At 64.0% G+C, this 19,048-nt stretch carries 14 protein-coding genes and 1 pseudogene; 8 read left to right on the top strand and 7 right to left on the bottom strand.

What is annotated here, in order from left to right; all coding sequences use genetic code 11:
- The first annotated feature begins 127 nt into the window (after nucleotides 1–127).
- The 3 genes from hfq (at nucleotide 128) to hflX (ending at nucleotide 2,579) form a co-directional block, all read left to right on the top strand.
- The gene (hfq, locus tag IE243_RS08885) at nucleotides 128–379 is read left to right on the top strand and encodes an RNA chaperone Hfq (RefSeq protein WP_132005706.1); all 252 of its coding nucleotides are present in this window, start codon (nucleotides 128–130) and stop codon (nucleotides 377–379) included.
- A 324-nt stretch (nucleotides 380–703) separates the two neighbouring features.
- Nucleotides 704–1,045, top strand: a complete 342-nt coding sequence (locus tag IE243_RS08880) for a hypothetical protein (protein WP_191318999.1) — start codon at nucleotides 704–706, stop codon at nucleotides 1,043–1,045.
- Nucleotides 1,008–2,579: a GTPase HflX gene (hflX, locus tag IE243_RS08875; protein ID WP_191318998.1), complete on the top strand. Its 1,572-nt coding sequence runs from the start codon at nucleotides 1,008–1,010 to the stop codon at nucleotides 2,577–2,579. Before IE243_RS08880 ends, hflX begins: the two co-directional genes overlap by 38 nt.
- Before the next feature lie 124 nt (nucleotides 2,580–2,703).
- On the opposite strand, the gene IE243_RS08870 is transcribed toward hflX, so the two are convergent.
- Together IE243_RS08870 and IE243_RS08865 are read right to left on the bottom strand one after the other, a co-directional pair.
- On the bottom strand, nucleotides 2,704–4,806 hold the full coding sequence (locus IE243_RS08870) for a M3 family metallopeptidase (RefSeq protein ID WP_191318997.1): 2,103 nt from the start codon (nucleotides 4,804–4,806) through the stop codon (nucleotides 2,704–2,706).
- A 252-nt stretch (nucleotides 4,807–5,058) separates the two neighbouring features.
- The gene (locus IE243_RS08865; protein WP_191318996.1) at nucleotides 5,059–5,394 is read right to left on the bottom strand and encodes a hypothetical protein; all 336 of its coding nucleotides are present in this window, start codon (nucleotides 5,392–5,394) and stop codon (nucleotides 5,059–5,061) included.
- Nucleotides 5,395–5,660: 266 nt separating this feature from the next.
- Between IE243_RS08865 and IE243_RS08860 the strand changes: the two genes are divergently transcribed.
- Complete coding sequence (locus IE243_RS08860) at nucleotides 5,661–6,002, top strand: hypothetical protein (protein ID WP_191318995.1); 342 nt, start codon at nucleotides 5,661–5,663, stop codon at nucleotides 6,000–6,002.
- 392 nt (nucleotides 6,003–6,394) lie between these two features.
- Here the strand turns inward: IE243_RS08860 and IE243_RS08855 are convergent, their stop codons facing one another.
- Nucleotides 6,395–6,838 (bottom strand): MarR family winged helix-turn-helix transcriptional regulator, encoded by a 444-nt coding sequence (locus IE243_RS08855; protein ID WP_191318994.1) that lies wholly within the window; start codon nucleotides 6,836–6,838, stop codon nucleotides 6,395–6,397.
- Between the two features lie 278 nt (nucleotides 6,839–7,116).
- On the opposite strand from IE243_RS08855, the gene IE243_RS08850 reads away from it, so the two are divergent.
- Entirely contained in the window at nucleotides 7,117–7,521 is a 405-nt protein-coding gene (locus tag IE243_RS08850; protein WP_191319056.1) for an NADH:ubiquinone oxidoreductase subunit NDUFA12, read from the top strand.
- 166 nt (nucleotides 7,522–7,687) lie between these two features.
- Here IE243_RS08850 and IE243_RS08845 read toward each other — a convergent pair whose 3' ends face one another.
- A complete protein-coding gene (locus tag IE243_RS08845; RefSeq protein WP_244642993.1) occupies nucleotides 7,688–8,098 on the bottom strand; it encodes a PaaI family thioesterase in 411 nt (136 codons plus the stop codon).
- A 431-nt stretch (nucleotides 8,099–8,529) separates the two neighbouring features.
- Here IE243_RS08845 and IE243_RS08840 point away from each other — a divergent pair.
- Nucleotides 8,530–8,928, top strand: a pseudogene (locus IE243_RS08840) (DUF2155 domain-containing protein); the annotation flags it as partial.
- A gap of 454 nt (nucleotides 8,929–9,382) precedes the next feature.
- On the opposite strand, the gene mazG reads toward IE243_RS08840, so the two are convergent.
- Nucleotides 9,383–10,291 carry a nucleoside triphosphate pyrophosphohydrolase gene (gene mazG / locus IE243_RS08835; RefSeq protein ID WP_280514582.1) on the bottom strand — a complete coding sequence of 303 codons (909 nt, stop codon included), beginning with the start codon at nucleotides 10,289–10,291 and terminating at the stop codon, nucleotides 9,383–9,385.
- Between the two features lie 99 nt (nucleotides 10,292–10,390).
- Nucleotides 10,391–13,420 (bottom strand): excinuclease ABC subunit UvrA, encoded by a 3,030-nt coding sequence (gene uvrA, locus IE243_RS08830; protein WP_191318993.1) that lies wholly within the window; start codon nucleotides 13,418–13,420, stop codon nucleotides 10,391–10,393.
- 987 nt (nucleotides 13,421–14,407) lie between these two features.
- Here uvrA and ssb point away from each other — a divergent pair.
- On the top strand, nucleotides 14,408–14,929 hold the full coding sequence (gene ssb, locus IE243_RS08825) for a single-stranded DNA-binding protein (RefSeq protein ID WP_191318992.1): 522 nt from the start codon (nucleotides 14,408–14,410) through the stop codon (nucleotides 14,927–14,929).
- Nucleotides 14,930–14,980: 51 nt separating this feature from the next.
- Here ssb and IE243_RS08820 read toward each other — a convergent pair whose 3' ends face one another.
- On the bottom strand, nucleotides 14,981–15,415 hold the full coding sequence (locus IE243_RS08820) for a group III truncated hemoglobin (RefSeq protein WP_191318991.1): 435 nt from the start codon (nucleotides 15,413–15,415) through the stop codon (nucleotides 14,981–14,983).
- A gap of 559 nt (nucleotides 15,416–15,974) precedes the next feature.
- On the opposite strand from IE243_RS08820, the gene gyrA reads away from it, so the two are divergent.
- A complete protein-coding gene (gyrA, locus tag IE243_RS08815) occupies nucleotides 15,975–18,770 on the top strand; it encodes a DNA gyrase subunit A (protein ID WP_191318990.1) in 2,796 nt (931 codons plus the stop codon).
- The last annotated feature ends 278 nt before the right edge of the window (nucleotides 18,771–19,048 follow it).

The raw sequence follows: 19,048 nt of genomic DNA, 5'->3' as shown, positions 1-19,048 counted from the left end.
GCAATTCAATGCGTTCCGCTGTGTAATGGGAAAACCGGTCGAGCCTCCTCCGCAAGCTGATCTGCGGGGCAACAATAAGCTGTAGTCCGTTGCATGGCCGGTTGCGACGCACTCAAGAGGTAAAACAATGGCGGGCGATCGCGCGCAGAACCTCCAGGACACTTTTCTTAATCACGTACGCAAGAGCAAAATTCCGCTGACCATCTTTCTGGTCAATGGCGTGAAATTGCAGGGTGTTGTGACGTGGTTCGATAACTTCTGCGTCCTGCTGCGCCGGGACGGGCATTCCCAGTTAGTCTACAAGCACGCCATTTCGACGATCATGCCTGGCCATCCCGTTCAGTTGTTTGAACCGGCTGATGAAGCCGACAAGGGCTGACGCTGCCGTCTGACGACGGTGTTGGCCGGTGATTGTCGCCGCGCCCTGGTTGGCTAGCGCTTTTCGCTCGGGCGTTAGCGGCCCGGTCCAGACGCGAATATTCGCCGTTGCAGCGGCGGGGCGACTTGTGTGTCGCCCCGGCGGATACGTCCGGAACCCCTGACGTTGCGGCGGCTGGGGCTCTGCGACGATATCCGGGAATTGCCCTTTGGCCGGCCGACGTCGGCAGTCAGCTTGCTCCCGGACACTGCGTTGCCCTGATCCGGTGGCGGAAGCGCTGGCGCGAATGTGACGCGCAGCGCCCAAACCCAATAAGCATGCCTCATGGGGTTTGGGCGAAGAGTTTCTGGTAAAGTACTGGTCAGCCCAAAGCATTTCCTGAAGGAAGTGCATGACGCTGAATTATGCTTTGAAGATTGCGGACGCATCGGCGCTTTCGTGACCTTGTATGAAATCTGGTATGAAATCTGGCGCCTGATTTCCCGGAAATACGCTGTCTTGTGGGGCGTCCCGGCGATGGCTGGCGAAAAGGCGTTGGCGGCGATGGGGCGGCTGTCACATTTCCTGTCGCACTGTCATTTCGGGGTGACGTCAGGGCGTTTACATTCGCCTTTGCAGCCCCCATCTGATGGTGAGGCGCCGGGTTTGGCGCCGAAGCCCGCTTAAATCAGGGAGTTCAGCCACGACCGAGCTGACGAAAGGCCCCGACGCCAAGGCGTTTGAGGCAGAAAAAATCATCGCCGCCCAGGCGCGGACCCTCGTAATCGGCCCTTATCAGAGCGACCGGGCGCGGCTGGCGCGCGCGTCGGCGGCGCAAGGTCAGCCCGGCGCGTTATCCACCGGCGTCGTGCTGCGCGAGAACGCCGCCCGTCTGGAGGAAGCCGTAGGACTTGCGGCGGCGATCGATCTGACGATCGTGAAGTCGATGATCGCCACGGTGTCCGAGGTGCGGCCCGCCACCTGGTTCGGCAAGGGCAAGATCGCCGAACTGGCGCAGATCATCGCCGATGAGCACGTCAGCCTCGTGGTGATGGATTGCGCCCTGTCGCCTGTGCAGCAGCGCAACCTGGAGCGTGAGCTGCGCTGCAAGGTCATCGACCGCACCGGGCTGATTCTGGAAATCTTTGGACGGCGGGCGCACACGCGCGAAGGCGCGCTGCAGGTCGAGCTGGCGCATCTGGAATACCAGCGCAGCCGTCTGGTGCGGTCATGGACCCACCTTGAGCGGCAGCGCGGCGGCTTTGGCTTCCTCGGCGGCCCGGGCGAAACCCAGATCGAGGCCGACCGGCGGCAAATCCGCGACCGTATGGCGCGCATCCAGCGAGATCTCGACCAGGTGCGCCGCACCCGTGGCCTGCACCGGCAGAACCGCAAGCGGGCGCCGTGGCCGACCGTCGCCCTGGTTGGCTACACCAACGCCGGAAAATCGACCCTGTTCAACCGGCTGACCCGCGCCCAGGTAATGGCCGAGGACATGTTGTTCGCCACGCTGGACCCGACGGCGCGTCTGGTTGAACTGCCGCGCGGCGCCCGGGCGATTCTCTCCGATACGGTCGGCTTCATATCCGAACTGCCAACCATGCTGGTGGCGGCGTTCCGCGCCACGCTGGAGGATGTGATCGAGGCCGACATCATCCTGCACGTGCGCGACATTTCCCATGAAGATAGCGCCGCCCAGGCCGCCGACGTCATCGCCATCATGGCCGAGCTTGGCGTCGGGGCGCAGGAGACCGCGCGAATCATCGAGGTGTGGAACAAGGCGGACCTGCTGTCGCCGGATGAGCGCCTGCGCCTCGAAACCTTGGTTGCGAACCAGCCGGATGGCGAGCGCCCCGTTCTGGTCTCCGGCGAAACCGGCGAGGGCGTGGACCGTCTGCTGGCGGCGATCGAAGATCGCATGGCCGGACGCCGCGCGGTTTACCGCATCACCCTTGACCCGACGCGCGGCGCCGACATCAGCTGGCTGCATGAAGAGGCTGAAGTGCTCGACCGGCGGATGGATGAAGACGGCCAGATGGTGATGGCTGTGCGCATCGCCGCCGAGAAGGAGCCACGTCTGTTGCGCCGCATCAATAACGCCCGCCTCATTCGCGGCGCCGCCGCCCACGCTTCGCGCGATGATGGCGACGCCGGTGCCAGCGAGGATGAGGTCCGGCGCAAGGGCGATCTGAAGCCCTGGCGCGGCGCGCAATCCGCCTGAGCGCCCGGGCCAGGCTCGCGTTCTGGTTGGCCGGCCGTTCGAGCCGGTTGAGCGAAGGCATTGTTTGCCCATAACAAACGCGGCGCTTCCATGCGCCGCGTTTTCTGTTTGCCCGCTTGTCTTGTCAGGCTGCCTGATCCAGCCCGCGCTTGGCCAGCAGGGCCTGCGGATCGGCTTCACGCCCACGGAAGCCCAGCCACGCTTCGCGCGGATCACGTAAATTGCCGGCCGCGTAAACGAAATCACGCAGGCGCCCCGCCAGCTCCGGATTGAAGACGTCGCCGCTGTCACGGAAGGCGGCGAAGCCGTCCGCGTCCAGCACTTCGGACCACAGATAGCTGTAGTACGCGGAGGAATAGCCATCGCCAGCGAACACATGCAGGAAATGCCCCGGCCGGTGGCGCATGATGATGGCGCGCGGCATGCCAATGTCGTCCAGGGTCGCGCGCTCGAAGGCGTCGATATCGAAGTCGCCGAAGTCCGTCTGCTGATGTAGACGCAGGTCGACGAGCGCCGAGGCGGCGTATTCCACCGTGGCGAACCCCTGGCCTTCATTGCGGCTATCGAGCAGGCGGCGCAGCATCGGCCCGGGCATCGGCTCGCCCGTGCGCCAGTGGGTGGCGAAAGCCTGCAGCACCTGGGGCTGTTCCAGCCAGTGCTCATAAAGCTGCGACGGGAACTCGACGAAATCGCGCGCCACGCTGGTTCCCGCCAGCGATGGATAGGTGACGTTCGAGAGCATGCCATGCAGGGCGTGGCCGAATTCGTGAAACAGGGTGCGGGCGTCGTCGAAGGACAACAGGGCGGATTGTCCGTCGGCTGGCCTGGCGAAATTCATCACATTGACCACAACTGGCCGCACCTCGCCGTCGAGGTTCTGCTGGCTGCGGAACGAGCTCATCCATGCGCCGCTGCGTTTGGACGGGCGATTGAAATAGTCGCCGTAGAAAACGGCGACCAGCCGGCCGTCGCGATCCGTCACCTCAAAGGCGCGCACGTCGTCGCGCCAGCGGGGCAGGTCGGCCCGCTCACGGAAGGTCAGACCAAACAGGCGTTGCGCCACATCAAAGGCCGCCGCGATCATCCGGTCGAGCTGGAGATAAGGCTTGAGCTGGGTTTCGTCGAAATCCGCCTCGGTCCGGCGCCGACGGGCGGCATAGTGGCGCCAGTCCCACGGCTCCAGTTCGCCATTGTGGCCATCGGCGATGAACAACTCCTGCAACGCCTGCTGATCGGCCAGGGCGCGGGCGCGCGCCGGTTTCCAGACGGACTGCAGCAGCTTCGCCACCGCGTCCGGCGTTTTGGCCATCGAGTCATCAAGGCGAAAGGCGGCGAAACTGTCGTAGCCGAGCAGCCGGGCCTTCTCGGCCCGCAAAGCCATGGTTTCGGCGATGATCGCCCGGTTGTCGTGAGCGTCGCCATTGGCGCCTCGCGCGGCAAAGGCGCGAAACGCGCGCTCGCGCAGGTCGCGGCGGGTCGAGAACTGCAGAAACGGCTCCAGCAGCGACCGTGACAGGGTGATGAGATAACGGCCGGGCTGGCCCCGTTCATTGGCGGCCTGGGCCGCCGCGTTGCGCAGATCGTCAGGCAAGCCATCGAGATCGGCCTCATCCAGAGCCATCTCCCAGGCGCTTTCATCGGCCAGCACATTCTGGGCGAAGCTGGCGCCGAGAGTGGCGAGGCGGGCGGCGATATCAGAAAGGCGCGCCATGGTTGCTGGCGGCAGGCCGGCGCCGGCGCGGCGGAAGGCGGTCTTTTCCCGCTCCAGCAGGCGCGTCTGTTCCGGCGTCAGGCCGGCCTCCGGCACGGCCTGAATGCGGGCAAACAGCAACGGGTCAAGGGCGATGGCGTTATAGTGGCGCGCCAGAACCGGCGCCATGTCACGCTCGATCGCCTGGATTTCAGGCGTTGTATCGGCGCTGGACAGGTTGAAAAACAGGTTCGACACGCGGGTCAGCGCGGCGCCGGCGCGCTCCATGGCGGCGATGACGTTATCGAAAGTGGCGGGCTCCTGGCTGCCGGCGATGGCGCTGATCTCGGCCTTGTGCTCGGCCAGCGCCACATCAAACGCCGCACGGAAATCCGCGGGCGCAAAGGCGCCAAATGGCGGGACCCCATGCGGCGTCGTCCACGGGAGCAACAACGCGCCAGAACTGTCTGGCGAGACGGCGCCGGGGCTCACAGCATGACGGTCAACGTCGGCGACGGCGGATAGGGATGTGGTCATGTGTGAATCCTGAGCGGGTTCGGCGCGATGGGCGCAAGGCTACGGCGCCAGGAGGTGGGAGGCATATGCCGCCGCGCCAGTTGCGCACGCCATATAGCTGGCCTGGTTCAGATGCGTGGCGCCAACCCATTTCCGAAGGGGGCGCCGCAGGCGCGGGGAGGTGCGCCAATCCCGGGATTCGCAAATTCCGGGAAAGGACTGTGTGCTGAATGTCAGCCGAAGCGTGGAGTAGGTGGTTTCTTGGGAGAACGCCTAGCCGCGGGCTTCCCAGGGACGCACCCAGCGGGTGACGGTTACCTGGCGACCGAGCAGGAGCCGGCCAACAAGCGCCGCAATGAGCGCCACGCCAATGAAGAGCAGCATCAATGGCACCAGAATGACCAGCGCCGCGATGATCGCCATGGCGATCACCAGCTTTCTGCCCAGACCGGCCGCGTTCGTCCCCCAAACCGGCTCAGGTTCTGGAGGCGCAACATGGACACTGTCGCCGACAATTTCTCCTTCCAGTATCACGCCCCCGGCGTTGTCGTTCCGCCAGTGGGGGCCTCTTCCGGAGGCGTCAGCATCATGGTTGTCAGAGTTGCGCATGTTCCTTCCTTTGTGGGCCGGCTGTCGCATTGCGCGCCCGTCCCACCTCACCACGAAATGGTGATTGCCTAGCGTGACTGCAATGGTCGCGCGCAGACCCCCGGGCATGCAAGGGGCCGCTGGAAATTTCGGCGCACCCGAATCCTGCTCGATTTCGCATCCATCTTCCATCCATATGTGATGATGTATGGCGGCGCTTCCGGGGCAGGGACGACGGCCTTGCAAAGTCGCCATGGTGGAAGCCGCTGTTTCCCGGGAGAAGCATGATGAAATCTGAACAAGAACTGTCTGGCCTGTTTGCCATGCGCTGCGCCAGCCTTGGCGTTCTGACGCTGGTGCTGGCGTCGTCGCCCGTCGTGGCCGGGCCATGGAGCGGCGCGCCGAAACAGGCGTCTGACGCTGCGCCGGCAATGCATCTGGCCCAGTTCGTCTGCGATACAGGCGGTTGCGGAACTGGTTCCGGACGCGCCGGGCCTTCAGGCGGTTATATTGGCCGGCCTTACTACGGGCGGAACGCCGAAGAACGTCGGGCGCTTGAGGAGCGCGATCGCTTGCGCCGTGAGCGGGCTGAACGGAGCGGCGGCAGCCGCAATGGCGCGAGCCGCTAGAGCGCTTTCCGATCAGACGGAATCGTCTGGTCGATCAGAATTCGCTCAAAACAGGGGAAACTGGAGCAATCCCCGTTCCAGGTGGATCGGGAATTGCTCCAGAGCAAAATCCGCTCATGATGAAGCGGATTTCCACTCTATCGCCTTGAACTGGCGCGTCTTCACGCGAAGCGGAAACCGCTTCGCGTGAAGACGTTCTGACACGCCGCAGCGTGGCTCAGGTCGCAGGCGAAATGCGCCAGGCCGCAGGATGTAGCAAAATTCCGCATGATGGGATTTTGCTACATGGCGCGAGACTTCCGGTCAGCGACCAGGACACATCGGTTTGTTGCTTTCCCTGGAGAAAGCGCAAGCCGCCTTGCCGGGTCCCTTTGGCGGCGCAGGCGCGCCGGTTATTGCGGTGCGCCGAACTTGGCGAGCAGACGGACAAGGGTCGTGTAGTTGTTTTGCCCGCCGAACTCCTCAAGGCACGCCTGTCGGTGCGCCGTCGCCAGTTCACGCGCGCTGGCCAGCGTGCGCTCCCCTTCAAGGGTCAGGTGCATGGCGTGCGAGCGCCGGTCGCTGGCGGCGGGGCGTCGTTCGACCAGCTTGCGATCCTCCAGTTGGTCCAGCAGTCGCACCAGGCGGGCGCGCTCGATGCCCAGCGCGCTGGCGAGAGAGATCTGGGACAGGCCGGGGTTGTGGTGAATGATCACCAATACCGAGTATTGCGCCGGGCGCAGATCGACCGGCGACATCGTGCGGATCAGGTCCTGGAAAACCCACAATTGGGCTCGACGTAATACGTATCCAAGATCATTTTCAAGATAGCCATAGTCAATTGTTGACTCTGGCATGTTAATTTTTCTGACAATAGCGTTCATGATGGTCATCATTTTTATAATGACCCCCCAGTATTGTATTTAATAATTATCGAAGTATGGTTGTTTATTTTATATGTCCTTCCTTAGCAAGGGCGCTGGTCGATTTTCTGTCGAAATCTCGATGGCCGCCAAGGCTGGTTCCCACGATCGGGGGCGGCATGCGGCGTCAGCGCCCGCAAGCTTGCGCGACGTGAGGCTGGACACCGCGTCTGGGTAGGCCCATATTCCGCGCGTTTTCTGTCGCCCGGAGTCTGGCCTTGAAGAGATTGCTTCAGCTCGTTTTTACCTGGTGGAACGGCGCCACCGCTGGCACGCTGCTGACCACCTCGCGCTCAGGGCAGTTCGTCGGCGAGGATGAGTTCGGCAACCGCTATTATCGCAAGCCCGGCAAGGACCGCACCATTGGCGTCGAACGCCGCTGGGTGATTTACAAGGGGGAAGCGGATGGCTCCGCCGTGCCGCCGGGCTGGAAGGGCTGGCTGAACCAGACTGTTCAGGTTCCGCCGTCGGAGGAAAAGTATCAGCCGCGCGAGTGGCAGAAGCGGCACCTGCCGAATTTAACGGGCACGTCAGGCGCGCATCGGCCGCAGGGATCGATTCTGCGCGCGGGCGAGCGCCCCGCTGCGACCGGCGACTATCAGGCCTGGACGCCCTGAGGAGCGGCTTGCCTGCTTTTCGCATGGTCGCTGGCTATCGCTTCTGGCCGGGGTTTATAAAGGCCGCCGATTCTGATCGGCGGCTTTTTCGTTTGCGGTCCGCCCGGTCGTAACCCGGGCGGGGCGGCGCAGGTCTGGGAAACCGCCTGGTCGATGGGGGCGCGCTTTACAGCACCATTTGGGTTTGCGTCACCACGGCGACCAGCTTGCCAGCGCCGTTGGTGATCCGCGTCTGCCAGACCTGGGTGCGCCGGCCGCGATGGATCGGCGTGGTTTCGCCGCGGACCGTATCGCCGGCCGGCGCCGGGGAAACGAAGTTTGTTTTGCTTTCCAGGGTCGTGGTGCCCTGGCCTTCCCGCAGATTGACGATGGTGGCGACAGCGCCCAGCGTGTCGGCAAAAGCCATGACCGCGCCGCCATGAATTGTTGGCGGGGTGGTGCAATATTCCGGCTTCACGTCCATTTCCGCGATGACCCGATCCGGCGTCGCCAGCAACACCCGTATGCCGAGATGTTTGCTGAATGGCGGCAGCCGTTCGTTGATCATGGCGGAAACATCATTTGCATCAGCGGTCATGTGCGCCTCCCTGTTGCGCTGGTTGTCGTTGCTCCTGCGGCGTCGGAAACAGCCGCATGGCCTGATCGCAAGTTGTTCGACGCCCAAGCATGACGCCCCGCCCGGCCGGGCGCCATGACCTTGCAGGTAATATTTTCTCATTCCGGCCGCTTGTGACACGATAGTGTAGCCAGGACGCAATGACGGGCGGAGCCGGCTATCCGTCGACGAACAGGCTGGTTGGGTGGTAAAATCGCCCAGGATATCATGCGCGCCGTTTCGCGGCGACCCAATGCGTGATAACCCCCACAAGGGGCGCGACAGGATTGCGCCGCAGGTCAGATGAAAGAGACATGTCGCAACAGCTGATCCGCCGCCCATTCACCCCAAGGCCGCGTCGCCGGGCGCGGTCTGCGTTGGCGCCGCTGGCCGCTCTCGCCCTGTTCGGGGCAATGGCTCCGGTAGACGGAGCGCTGGCCGAGCCGATTCGTAATCCGCTGGCCGTATTCTCCGGTCTGGACAAGATCACCGGCCGGATCATCTCGTTTGAGGTGGCCATCAACGAGACGGTGCAGTTTGGCGCGCTGCAATTGACGCCGCGCGCCTGCAACACGCGTCCAGCGACGGAAGCGCCAAGCACAACGGCGTTTGTCGAGGTCTACGAAATCAATTTCCAGAGCGAGCGCAAGCGTCTGTTCGAAGGCTGGATGTTCGCCGCCAGTCCTGGTCTGCATGGCGTGGAGCACCCGGTCTATGACGTGTGGCTGACGAACTGCAAGGGTGGCGCAGAACCAAGCGCGCCGGTCAATATCGGCGAGCAGCCAGAACCTCCGGCGTCACCGGGTCGCCGCGCCCGTTAAATCGCGGCCCATATTTGCGGAAGGGACAAGGCGGTCGGCCGCCGGGTCGTCTGGACAACGCAGACTCTTTCGTACGGAAGGCGCCAGGTCAAAAGAGGCGGCGCATGTCCTGGGACGTGAGTGTCACCGGGAAAATCCTCGCCGGATCGATTCCCCCCACGGCCAGCGCCGCCTTCTGTAGCCCGGACGCGTTCATGCCAGTCACGAAACTGACGCATCCGCGACCGGCCAAAGCGCAAACCCATATGACGTATGCCCTTGCCTTTGCAGGAAGGGCGTTGTTCCGCACGACTTCGACAAAGTCGGGCGTGTCGGGCTGAGGCCAGGTCCGCTCCGGCTGAAGCGGATTCCCGTTCTATCGCTTTGAAACAGGATTTCTTCCAGGGAAGTGGCCTTAACTTCGCTGGAATGCGCTCCAGTGGGGAGGCGTCATGCCGTCCTCCCGTCAGGCGTCAGTTTCCTGACGCTGCTTCTTGGCGTCGCGCCAATATCCCTCCATTTCCTCAAGGGAGGCGTCGGCCAACTGCTTTCCTGATGTGTGAACAGACTTCTCGATGTAGCTGAACCGACAAACAAATTTATGATTCGTCCCGGCCAACGCCTGTTCCGGGTCGATGTTCGTGTGACGCGCCAGGTTGACGAGGGCAAACAGGGCGTCGCCGATTTCGGACGACAGTCCGGCGCGCGCCCGGGACGCGCGATCTGGTTGTGATCCAGATGCGAAAATTATATCAAGTTCATGTTTTATTTCGTTTATTTCCTCATCAACCTTGTCCATGACCTGGGCCGCGTCAGGCCAGTCGAAGCCCACCGTCGCAGCGCGTTGCTGCAGTTTCAGGGCGCGGCTGAGCGGCGGAAGCCCGGCCGGAACGTCGGACAGCAGGCCGGATTCATCGTCCGCTCCCACAGCAGCGCGCCGTGCGCGTCGCGCCGCCTTCTCACCAGCCTTGATCCGTTGCCAGGCAGCGCCGATCGCCTCCGGCGAGCGGTCCGGAGAATCGCCAAACACATGGGGGTGCCGGCGGACCATCTTGGCGGTGATGGCCTCGACGACATCGGCGAAAGTGAAGGCGCCAGCTTCCTCCGCGATGCGGGCATGGAAGACGACCTGAAGCAGCAGGTCGCCTAACTCCTCGCACAGGTCATCCATATCGTTGCGCTGGATAGCGTCCGCCACCTCGTGCGCTTCCTCGATGGTGTAAGGCGCGATTGTCGCGAAGTTCTGGGCAACGTCCCAGGCGCAACCAGTCTCCGGATCGCGCAGGCGCGCCATGATCGCGAGCAGGTTGGCGATATCGCGGCCTGTCGTGGCGAGGTTCCCGGCGCCTTCGCCGGAGCGGTCGTCAGAGTCCACAGATTGTCTCCGTTGCGGGGGACGGACGCCCGCCAGCCTGGGCAGGACGCCTGGGGCGAAACAGATGACACGAACTGTCGCGCCTCCTGATGCGCCGCGTCATTCGGCGGCCTTCCGGTTTTGCGGGCGGATGGGCCGACGGGCCAGCACCTCGGCCAGAAAGCGTCCGGTGTGGCTCGCCGGATTGGCGGCGATGTCTTCCGGCGTACCTTCAGCGACAATCTGGCCGCCGCCATCGCCGCCTTCCGGCCCCAGATCGAGAACCCAGTCGGCCGTCTTGATGACCTCAAGATTGTGCTCGATGACGATAACCGTGTTGCCCTGTTCGACCAGCTCATGCAGCACTTCCAGCAGCTTGGCCACGTCGTGGAAATGCAGGCCGGTGGTCGGCTCATCAAGGATATACAGGGTGCGGCCAGTGGCCCGCCGCGACAGCTCCTTCGACAGCTTGACGCGCTGCGCCTCGCCGCCGGACAGGGTGGTGGCCTGCTGGCCAACCTTCACATAGCCGAGGCCGACCCGCGACAGGGTCTCCATGCGGTCCCGAATCGTCGGCACGGCGTGGAACAGTTCCCCGGCTTCGTCGACGGTCATGTCGAGCACGTCGGCGATGGATTTCTCCCGGTAGCGCACCTCAAGCGTTTCGCGGTCGTAACGCTTGCCCTTGCAGACATCGCAGGTGACGTAGACGTCCGGCAGGAAGTGCATCTCGATCTTGATGACGCCATCGCCCTGGCAGGCTTCGCAGCGGCCGCCCTTGACGTTGAAAGAGAAGCGCCCCGGCTGGTAGCCGCGCGCCTTGGCCTCCGGCAGTCCGGCGAACCAGTCGCGAATCGGCGTGAAGGCGCCGGTATAGGTGGCCGGATTGGAGCGCGGGGTGCGGCCAATAGGCGACTGGTCGATATCAATGACCTTGTCGAGATGCTCCAGCCCTTCGATGCGCTCGAACGGGGCCGGATGCTCCAGGGCCCCATTCAGCCGTCGGGCCACGGCCCGGTACAGGGTGTCGATGATCAGGGTCGACTTGCCGCCGCCCGAGACGCCGGTGATCGCCGTGAATGTACCCAGGGGAATGTCAGCGGTGACGGTCTTCAGATTGTTGCCGCTGGCGCCGATCAGCTTCAGGCGCCGGCCCTTGCTGGCCTTGCGGCGCTTCGCCGGCGTCGGCACCGACAGCTTGCCGGAGAGATACTGACCGGTAAGCGAATTGGGATCTTGCAGGATATGCTCCGGCGAACCCTGGGAGACGATCTCTCCGCCATGCACGCCGGCGCCCGGGCCGACGTCGACGACGTAGTCGGCCTGCAGGATGGCGTCCTCGTCGTGCTCGACGACGATCACAGAATTTCCGAGGTCACGCAGGCGCTTGAGCGTTTGCAGCAGACGCTCGTTGTCACGCTGGTGCAGCCCGATCGACGGCTCGTCCAGCACATACAGCACGCCGGTCAGACCTGAGCCGATCTGGGAGGCCAGGCGGATGCGCTGGCTTTCGCCGCCGGACAGGGTGCCGGAGGAGCGCGCAAGCGTCAGATAGTCCAGCCCCACGTCGAGCAGGAAGGTCAGGCGGTCAACGATTTCCTTGAGGATGCGCCGGGCGATTTCGTTCTGTTTGTCGTTGAGCGACGCCGGCAGCGCTTCAAACCAGCTTCTGGCCGTCCCAACCGACAAAGCGGTGATTTCGCCGATGTGACGGGCGTCGATCTTGACGGCCTGCGCCTCCGGCTTCAGGCGATAGCCCTGGCAGGCCGGACAGGGTGTTTCCGCCATGAAGCGGGAGATTTCCTCGCGCACCCAGTCGCTGTCGGTTTCGCGGAAGCGGCGCTCCAGGTTGGTGATGACGCCTTCGAACGGCTTCTGCACCTCATAGGCGCGCACGCCATCCTTGTAAGCAATGCGCACCTTTTCGGAGCCAGTTCCGAACAGGATGACCGACTGAATGTTAGCGGGCAGCCTGTCCCAGGGCGTTTTCAGATCGAAGCCGAAATGGGCGGCGAGCGCCTCCAGTGTCTGGCCATAATAAGGCGAGGTGGATTTCGCCCAGGGCGCGATGGCCCCGCGCGCCAGCGCCAGGCTGGCGTCGGGCACGACCAGATCGGCCGAGACCTGCTTCTGCGAGCCCAGGCCATCGCAGGTCGGGCAGGCGCCGTACGGGTTATTGAAGGAGAACAGTCGCGGTTCGATCTCGGGAATGGTGAAGCCGGAGACCGGGCAGGCGAATTTCTGGGAGAAGATGATGCGGCGGGCGTCGTCCTTGCCGGCTTCTTCCGCTGAATCGGCGAACTCGATCACGGCAATGCCGTCGGTCAGCTCCAGCGCCGTTTCGAAACTGTCCGCCAGCCGCGCCGCCATGTCGGGGCGCACCACGATGCGATCGATGACCACGTCGATGTCGTGCTTCAGTTTTTTGTCGAGAGCCGGCGCGTCGTCGATCTCGTAATAGACGCCGTCGATCTTCACGCGCTGGAAGCCGCGGCGCTGGAAGTCAGCCAGTTCCTTGCGGTATTCGCCCTTTCGGCCACGCACGACGGGGGCCAGGAGGAAGAGCCGGCTGCGCTCCGGCAAGGCCAGGACCCGGTCAACCATCTGGCTGACGGTCTGACTTTCGATCGGCAGGCCTGTCGCCGGCGAATAGGGCACGCCGACGCGCGCCCACAGCAGGCGCATGTAATCGTATATTTCCGTGACGGTGCCGACCGTCGAGCGTGGGTTCTTCGAGGTGGTTTTCTGTTCGATGGAAATCGCCGGCGACAGGCCCTCGATCTGGTCGACGTCGGGCTTCTGCATCATCTCCAGAAACTGCCGGGCATAGGCGGACAGCGATTCCACGTAACGACGCTGGCCCTCGGCATAGATCGTATCGAAGGCGAGCGACGATTTGCCGGACCCTGAAAGGCCGGTGAACACCACCAGCTCATCGCGGGGGATAACCAGATCGACGTTCTTCAGGTTGTGCTCGCGGGCGCCGCGAATGGCGATGACCCTGCGGTCGACATGGCTGGCGGCGCGCGCGGCGGGCGGGTTGCTGTTCTTGGGGGAGCCCCCGCCGCTCTTCCTGCTGCCTTTGCGTCCGCCGGGCTTGCCGGCCTGGCCTCCAGCGGCGCCGTCGAAAAGTTCATCAAGAGAAGCCATGGTCGCTCGCAGTGAAAGTCAGGCCCCGAAGCCTGCGGAACATCGCCGTTAATGTCAGCAGACGTCTGACGCTGTCCGGATTTCGGGCAAAACTACCCGGCCAGGCATGCGCAGACCCCTGCTATAGGTTTGAGCACAGCGCGCCTGCGGAGCCTGGTTGGGGCTCGCAAAAGCAGCGCGTCTCCAAAATTTGTCCGGCGCGAAAAGGCGCCGCGCAATCACCCGCCGCGCTGGGGCGCGCTACAGGTCGGGAGAACGCCCGGTTTTGATGTTTCCGCCCCAGGCTTGCCGGCCCATCGTTCCGCAGACCTGATTCGTCAGGATGCAGGCTTGCGCCGATGGACTTGACTTGCCGCAGGCGTGGAACAAAAATAGAACAACTGGACGGCGCCCGCAAGCGCTTGTGCTGACGGAAAAATCGCAGGGAGTTCACGCAGTGCGCCGTCGCTCCTTGCGTCTGCTGGGCGGCGGCGGTTGGCCGCCAGTTGAAGCCAGGGAGGCGCCGCCGACATCCGCGATTTGCAAATGCAAACCGGCGTGACGCGCGCCCTTGCAGGAAACGTCGGGCGCCGCCCGCACATCGCCAAAATCCAGTGAGCCAAGCTCATCGGGTTTTGGTATGACAGGTAGGGAGCCGGGGCTGACGTTTCCAGACGCAGGTGAAATCTGGTTGGCGCATTTTCCTGGTGAGCGCCGTATCAGTCAGGCGGCGGCCGGGTTGCGGCCCGGCCGGGCAGGCGTCACTAGTGCAGGCTGTCCGGCTGCGGTCATTTGGCCTGGCGCGTTGTCGCCGCAATGGCGTCCATGCGCTGGAAGCTGCTTGAATCATATGGGGCAAAATCCGGCCATCTTTGATGGAATTTTGTTCTATCCAGTTGTTTTGATGTGTTTTCCTGACAGGGGCGGCCTGCGCCTTGCGGGAAAACGCTCCAGGGGCGACAGGCGCCGGCCGGGGCGGTCGGCGCGCCAATCATTGAGGAGGGCCGCATGGCCGGTAGCGTCAACAAGGTGATTCTCGTCGGTAATCTGGGCCGTGATCCGGAGACGCGGCGCATGCCTTCTGGCGAGCCCGTCGTGAACCTGCGGGTGGCGACGTCAGAAACCTGGCGCGACAAGAACAGCGGTGAGCGGCGCGAGCGCACTGAGTGGCACGCCGTGGTGATCTTCAACGAAAACCTCGCCAAGGTGGCGGAACAGTATCTGCGCAAGGGCTCCAAGGTTTATTTGGAAGGCCAGTTGCAAACGCGCAAATGGACCGATCAGAATGGTCAGGAGCGCTATACCACCGAAGTGGTGCTGCAGCGTTTCCGTGGCGAGCTGACCATTCTTGACAGCCGTGGCGCGGGCGGCGGCGAGTATGGCGAAGAAGGCGGCGGTCGCAGCATCAGCGGCGGCGGCGGTCGCGGCGGCGATTTCGGGCGTTCGTCCCCGATGGAGCGGCCGGCGGAACGTTCTGGCGGCGGCGGTTTCGGCGGCGGTTCTGGCCTCGACGACGATATCCCGTTCTGAGCCAGCCAAGGCGTGCTGCCGGGGGGCGCTTTGCCGGCGACAAGGGGAGTCTTACCCGTCCCGGTCCGGCCTGACTGGCCGCGCCGGCGGCGTGGGGATGCGCTGGAACAGGGCGTACTGAAGGCTTCGGGCGATCAGCTCAGCCTTGTCGACAAATAGCTGCGCGTCCTCTGGAGCGAACTTTTCCCGGGCGGTTTGTCGCCACAGGGAGAGCCAGCGCAGGAAAAGTTCTGGCGTAATCCGGTCGCGGTGACGGAAGTGCGCCGGGACCGGGCGGCCCTGATAGCGCCTGGCGCCCAGCATCACTGAACTCCAGAAATCCGTCAGGGTTTGCAGGTGCTCCGGCCAGTCGTGAACCGCGTCATTGAACACCGGCCCCAGATCAGGATCCTGCCGCACCCGGGCGTAGAAAGCCTGAACCAGTTGGCCGATGCTCTCGTCATTGACGGCTGTGGCGGGCGACCAGCCCTGGGTGGCGCTATTCATGGCGGGTCCGATATTCTGAAGCGCGCCAGCGCATGGGCGTCGCGTGCTTTGTCCACATGCTTGCTGCGCCTGTCGCTGGGCTTTGGGCATCGCCATGACGGAGGCTGCTCCGCCGTGTCGCGGGCATGCGCGTCTGGCGCGGACAGGCTTTTCACCAGATAAAATATGGATAACGTCGCCGCATGAACAGGGGCGACGTATGGCTGTGGCGGCGTGTCCCAGGCAGTTCATCCGGCGCCGCAGCGGTTCGCTGGGCGCCCAGGGACGGATATGGGCGCAAATGCGGTGGTTGCGCGAATCCAGCCGTATGAGTCGCCTGACTGCGCCATTGCGCCGTCGGGGCAGGCGTTGGTCATATAGGCGTGTGCGTCGTTCATTTTGCGCGCAGGCTGATGCTGCGAGCGGCCAGCATTTGACCGCTATTGGCGCGGCGGCGCCACATGGATGATTTTTAAGGCGTTTTCTGCTTTTTCCCGACCCGCTTCAGGGTTGGCTATTATCGCCTGAATCGGTTAAAGCGAAGGCTTGTTGATCAGGATCGGCAGGATCGGAAAGTACCTTGGCGGAAGACGACCAGCAGGGGCCCGGCGCTCCCGACGAGCTCCCCGGAAGTGACATCAAGGCGGTTTCGCTGACCGACGAGATGCGCCGCTCATATCTGGATTACGCCATGAGCGTGATCGTGAGCCGTGCGCTTCCCGACGTTCGCGATGGCCTCAAGCCCGTGCACCGGCGCATCCTGTTCTCGATGCACGAGAGCAATTACACGCCGGAGCGGCCGTACAACAAATCGGCCCGCGTCACCGGCGACACCATGGGCAAGTATCACCCGCACAGCGGCCCGGCGATCTATGACGCCCTCGTGCGGCTGGCCCAGAACTTTTCGCTGCGCCTGCCGCTGGTCGACGGCCAGGGCAATTTCGGCTCCATCGACGGCGATCCGGCGGCGGCCGAGCGTTACACCGAGGTGCGTCTGGCGCGCCCGGCGGTGCTGCTACTGGATGACCTCGACAAGAACACCATCGATTTCCAGCCGAACTACGATGGGCGCGAGAAGGAGCCGGTGGTCCTGCCGGCCAAGTTCCCGAACCTGCTGGTCAATGGCGCCGGCGGCATCGCCGTGGGCATGGCCACCAATATTCCGCCGCACAACCTGGGCGAGGTGATCGACGGCTGTCTCGCCTACATCAACGATCCGGCGATTGGCGTTGACGATCTGATCGAGATCATTCCGGGGCCAGATTTCCCGACCGGCGCGGCCATTCTCGGCCGGGCGGGCATTCGCGCCGCATATCACACCGGGCGCGGCTCGATCGTCATGCGGGGCGTGTGCACGGTCGAGGAAATCCGCAAGGACCGCGAAGCGATCATCTTCACGGAAATTCCCTACCAGCTCAACAAGGCGACGCTCATCGAGAAGATCGCGGAACTGGTTCGGGACAAGAAGATCGAGGGCATTTCCGACCTGCGCGACGAGTCGGACCGCGACGGCATGCGCATCGTCATCGAGCTGAAGCGCGACGCGGTGGCGGAGGTGGTGAAGAACCAGCTGTTCCGTTTCACGCCGCTGCAGTCGACCTTTGGCGCCAATATGGTGGCGTTGAACGGCGGCCGCCCTGAAACCATGAACCTCAAGGACATGATCGGCGCCTTCGTCGATTTCCGTGAGGACGTGGTGTCGCGGCGCACCAAGTTCTTGCTGAACAAGGCGCGTGACCGGGCGCATGTGTTGGTGGGTCTCGGCATTGCCGTGGCCAATATCGATGAGATCATCAACCTCATCCGCACGGCGCCAGACCCGAACGCCGCCCGCGAAGCGCTGATGACCCGCCGCTGGCCGGCAATGGACATGGCGCCGCTGATCGCGCTAATCGATGACCCGCGTCATCGCCTGGAGGACGACAATACCTATCGTCTGTCCGAGGCGCAGGCCCGCGCCATTCTGGAACTGCGCCTGCAGCGTCTGACGGCGCTCGGGCGCGATGAAATCGGCGACGAACTGAAGACGATATCGACGGAAATCGCCGAATACCTCGCCATCCTGTCGTCGCGCGAGCGCATTATGGGCATCGTCGCCAATGAACTGATCGAGGCCAGGGCGTCCTTCGCCACGCCGCGTCGGACGCGCATCGACGACTGGGCCTCGGACGTGGACGATGAGGATCTGATCCAGCGCGAGGACATGGTGGTGACCGTGTCGCACGCCGGCTACATCAAGCGCGTGCCGCTCTCGACCTACCGGGCGCAGCGTCGCGGCGGCAAGGGCCGCTCCGGCATGAACACCCGCGACGAGGATTTCGTCACGCGCCTGTTCGTCGCCTCCACGCACACGCCGATCCTGTTCTTCTCCTCGCGCGGCCAGGTTTACCGCGAGAAGGTGTGGCGGTTGCCGCTGGCGCCGCCGCAGGGACGCGGCAAGGCGCTCATCAACATGCTGCCGCTCCAGGAGGGCGAGCGCATCACCACCATCATGCCGCTGCCCGAGGACGAGACCAGCTGGGCCAACCTTGACGTGATGTTCGGCACGGTGAGCGGCGGCGTGCGCCGCAACAAGCTGTCCGACTTCACCAATGTCAATCGCGCGGGCAAAATCGCCATGAAGCTCGACGAGGGCGACGCCATCGTCGGCGTGCAGACCTGCACCGAGCATGACGACGTGTTGCTGACCACGGCGGAAGGGCAGTGCATCCGCTTCCCGGTCACTGACGTGCGCGTGTTCAAGGGGCGTGATTCCACCGGCGTGCGCGGCATCAGCCTGGCGGATGGGGACCGCGTCATCTCCATGGCGGTGCTCCGCCACGTGGAGGCCGTCGCGGAGGAGCGCAACCTGTATCTGAAGCAGGCCGGGGCCGCGCGGCGCGCCGCCACGGGTGAGCAGGAGGATGCAGCGGAGACGGTGGAACTCGACGCCGAGGGCGTTGGCGATGAGGGCCGTCTGGATGCGGAGCGCTACGCGGAGCTTGGGGCCAACGAGCAGTTCCTGCTGACGTTGTCGGAGAATGGTTACGGCAAGCGCTCGTCCGCCTACGAGTACCGGGTCACCGGGCGCGGCGGCAAGGGCATCGCCGCCATGGCGGTCAACGGGCGCAACGGACGTCTGGTCGATTCGTTCCCGGTGGATGAGACCGACCAGATCATGCTGGTTACGGATGGCGGTCAGCTGATCCGCGTGCCGGTCGATGGCATCCGCATCATCGGACGCAGCAGCCAGGGCGTGATCGTGTTCAACACGGCGGATGGCGAGCGGGTCGTTTCGGTCGAACGCATCACCGACGACGGCGAAGAGGCTGGAGTTATCGTGGATGCCGGTGAAAACGGGCAGGGCGATGACGGCGGCGACGCAGGAGAAACGTGAGGTTTTTGAAGCGTGAGCTTTACGGGCGGAGGGGCGACGCTCCCTCCGTCTCCCCATGTACGGACAGTCACCGGCGGGCTTGCCTGATTGACCGGCGCGCCTCTGACGACGCCAATGGCCCGTGAAAACGCGGGCGCACGTCCGCCCAGGGGCAGCGCGCGCGTTGCCTTCCGGGTTTCCATCGCTATATACCGCCAGACAGAAGATCGGAGACGGCGGGGAAATTGACCGGCATTGCGCCTTGCGGCGACCGGGCTGTTTTCTCCCCTCAATTTGGA

Origin of the sequence: Camelimonas fluminis, from assembly GCF_014656355.1 — a bacterium.
Taxonomy (GTDB): domain Bacteria; phylum Pseudomonadota; class Alphaproteobacteria; order Rhizobiales; family Beijerinckiaceae; genus Camelimonas; species Camelimonas fluminis.
This window is presented reverse-complemented; position numbering and strand designations above follow the sequence as displayed.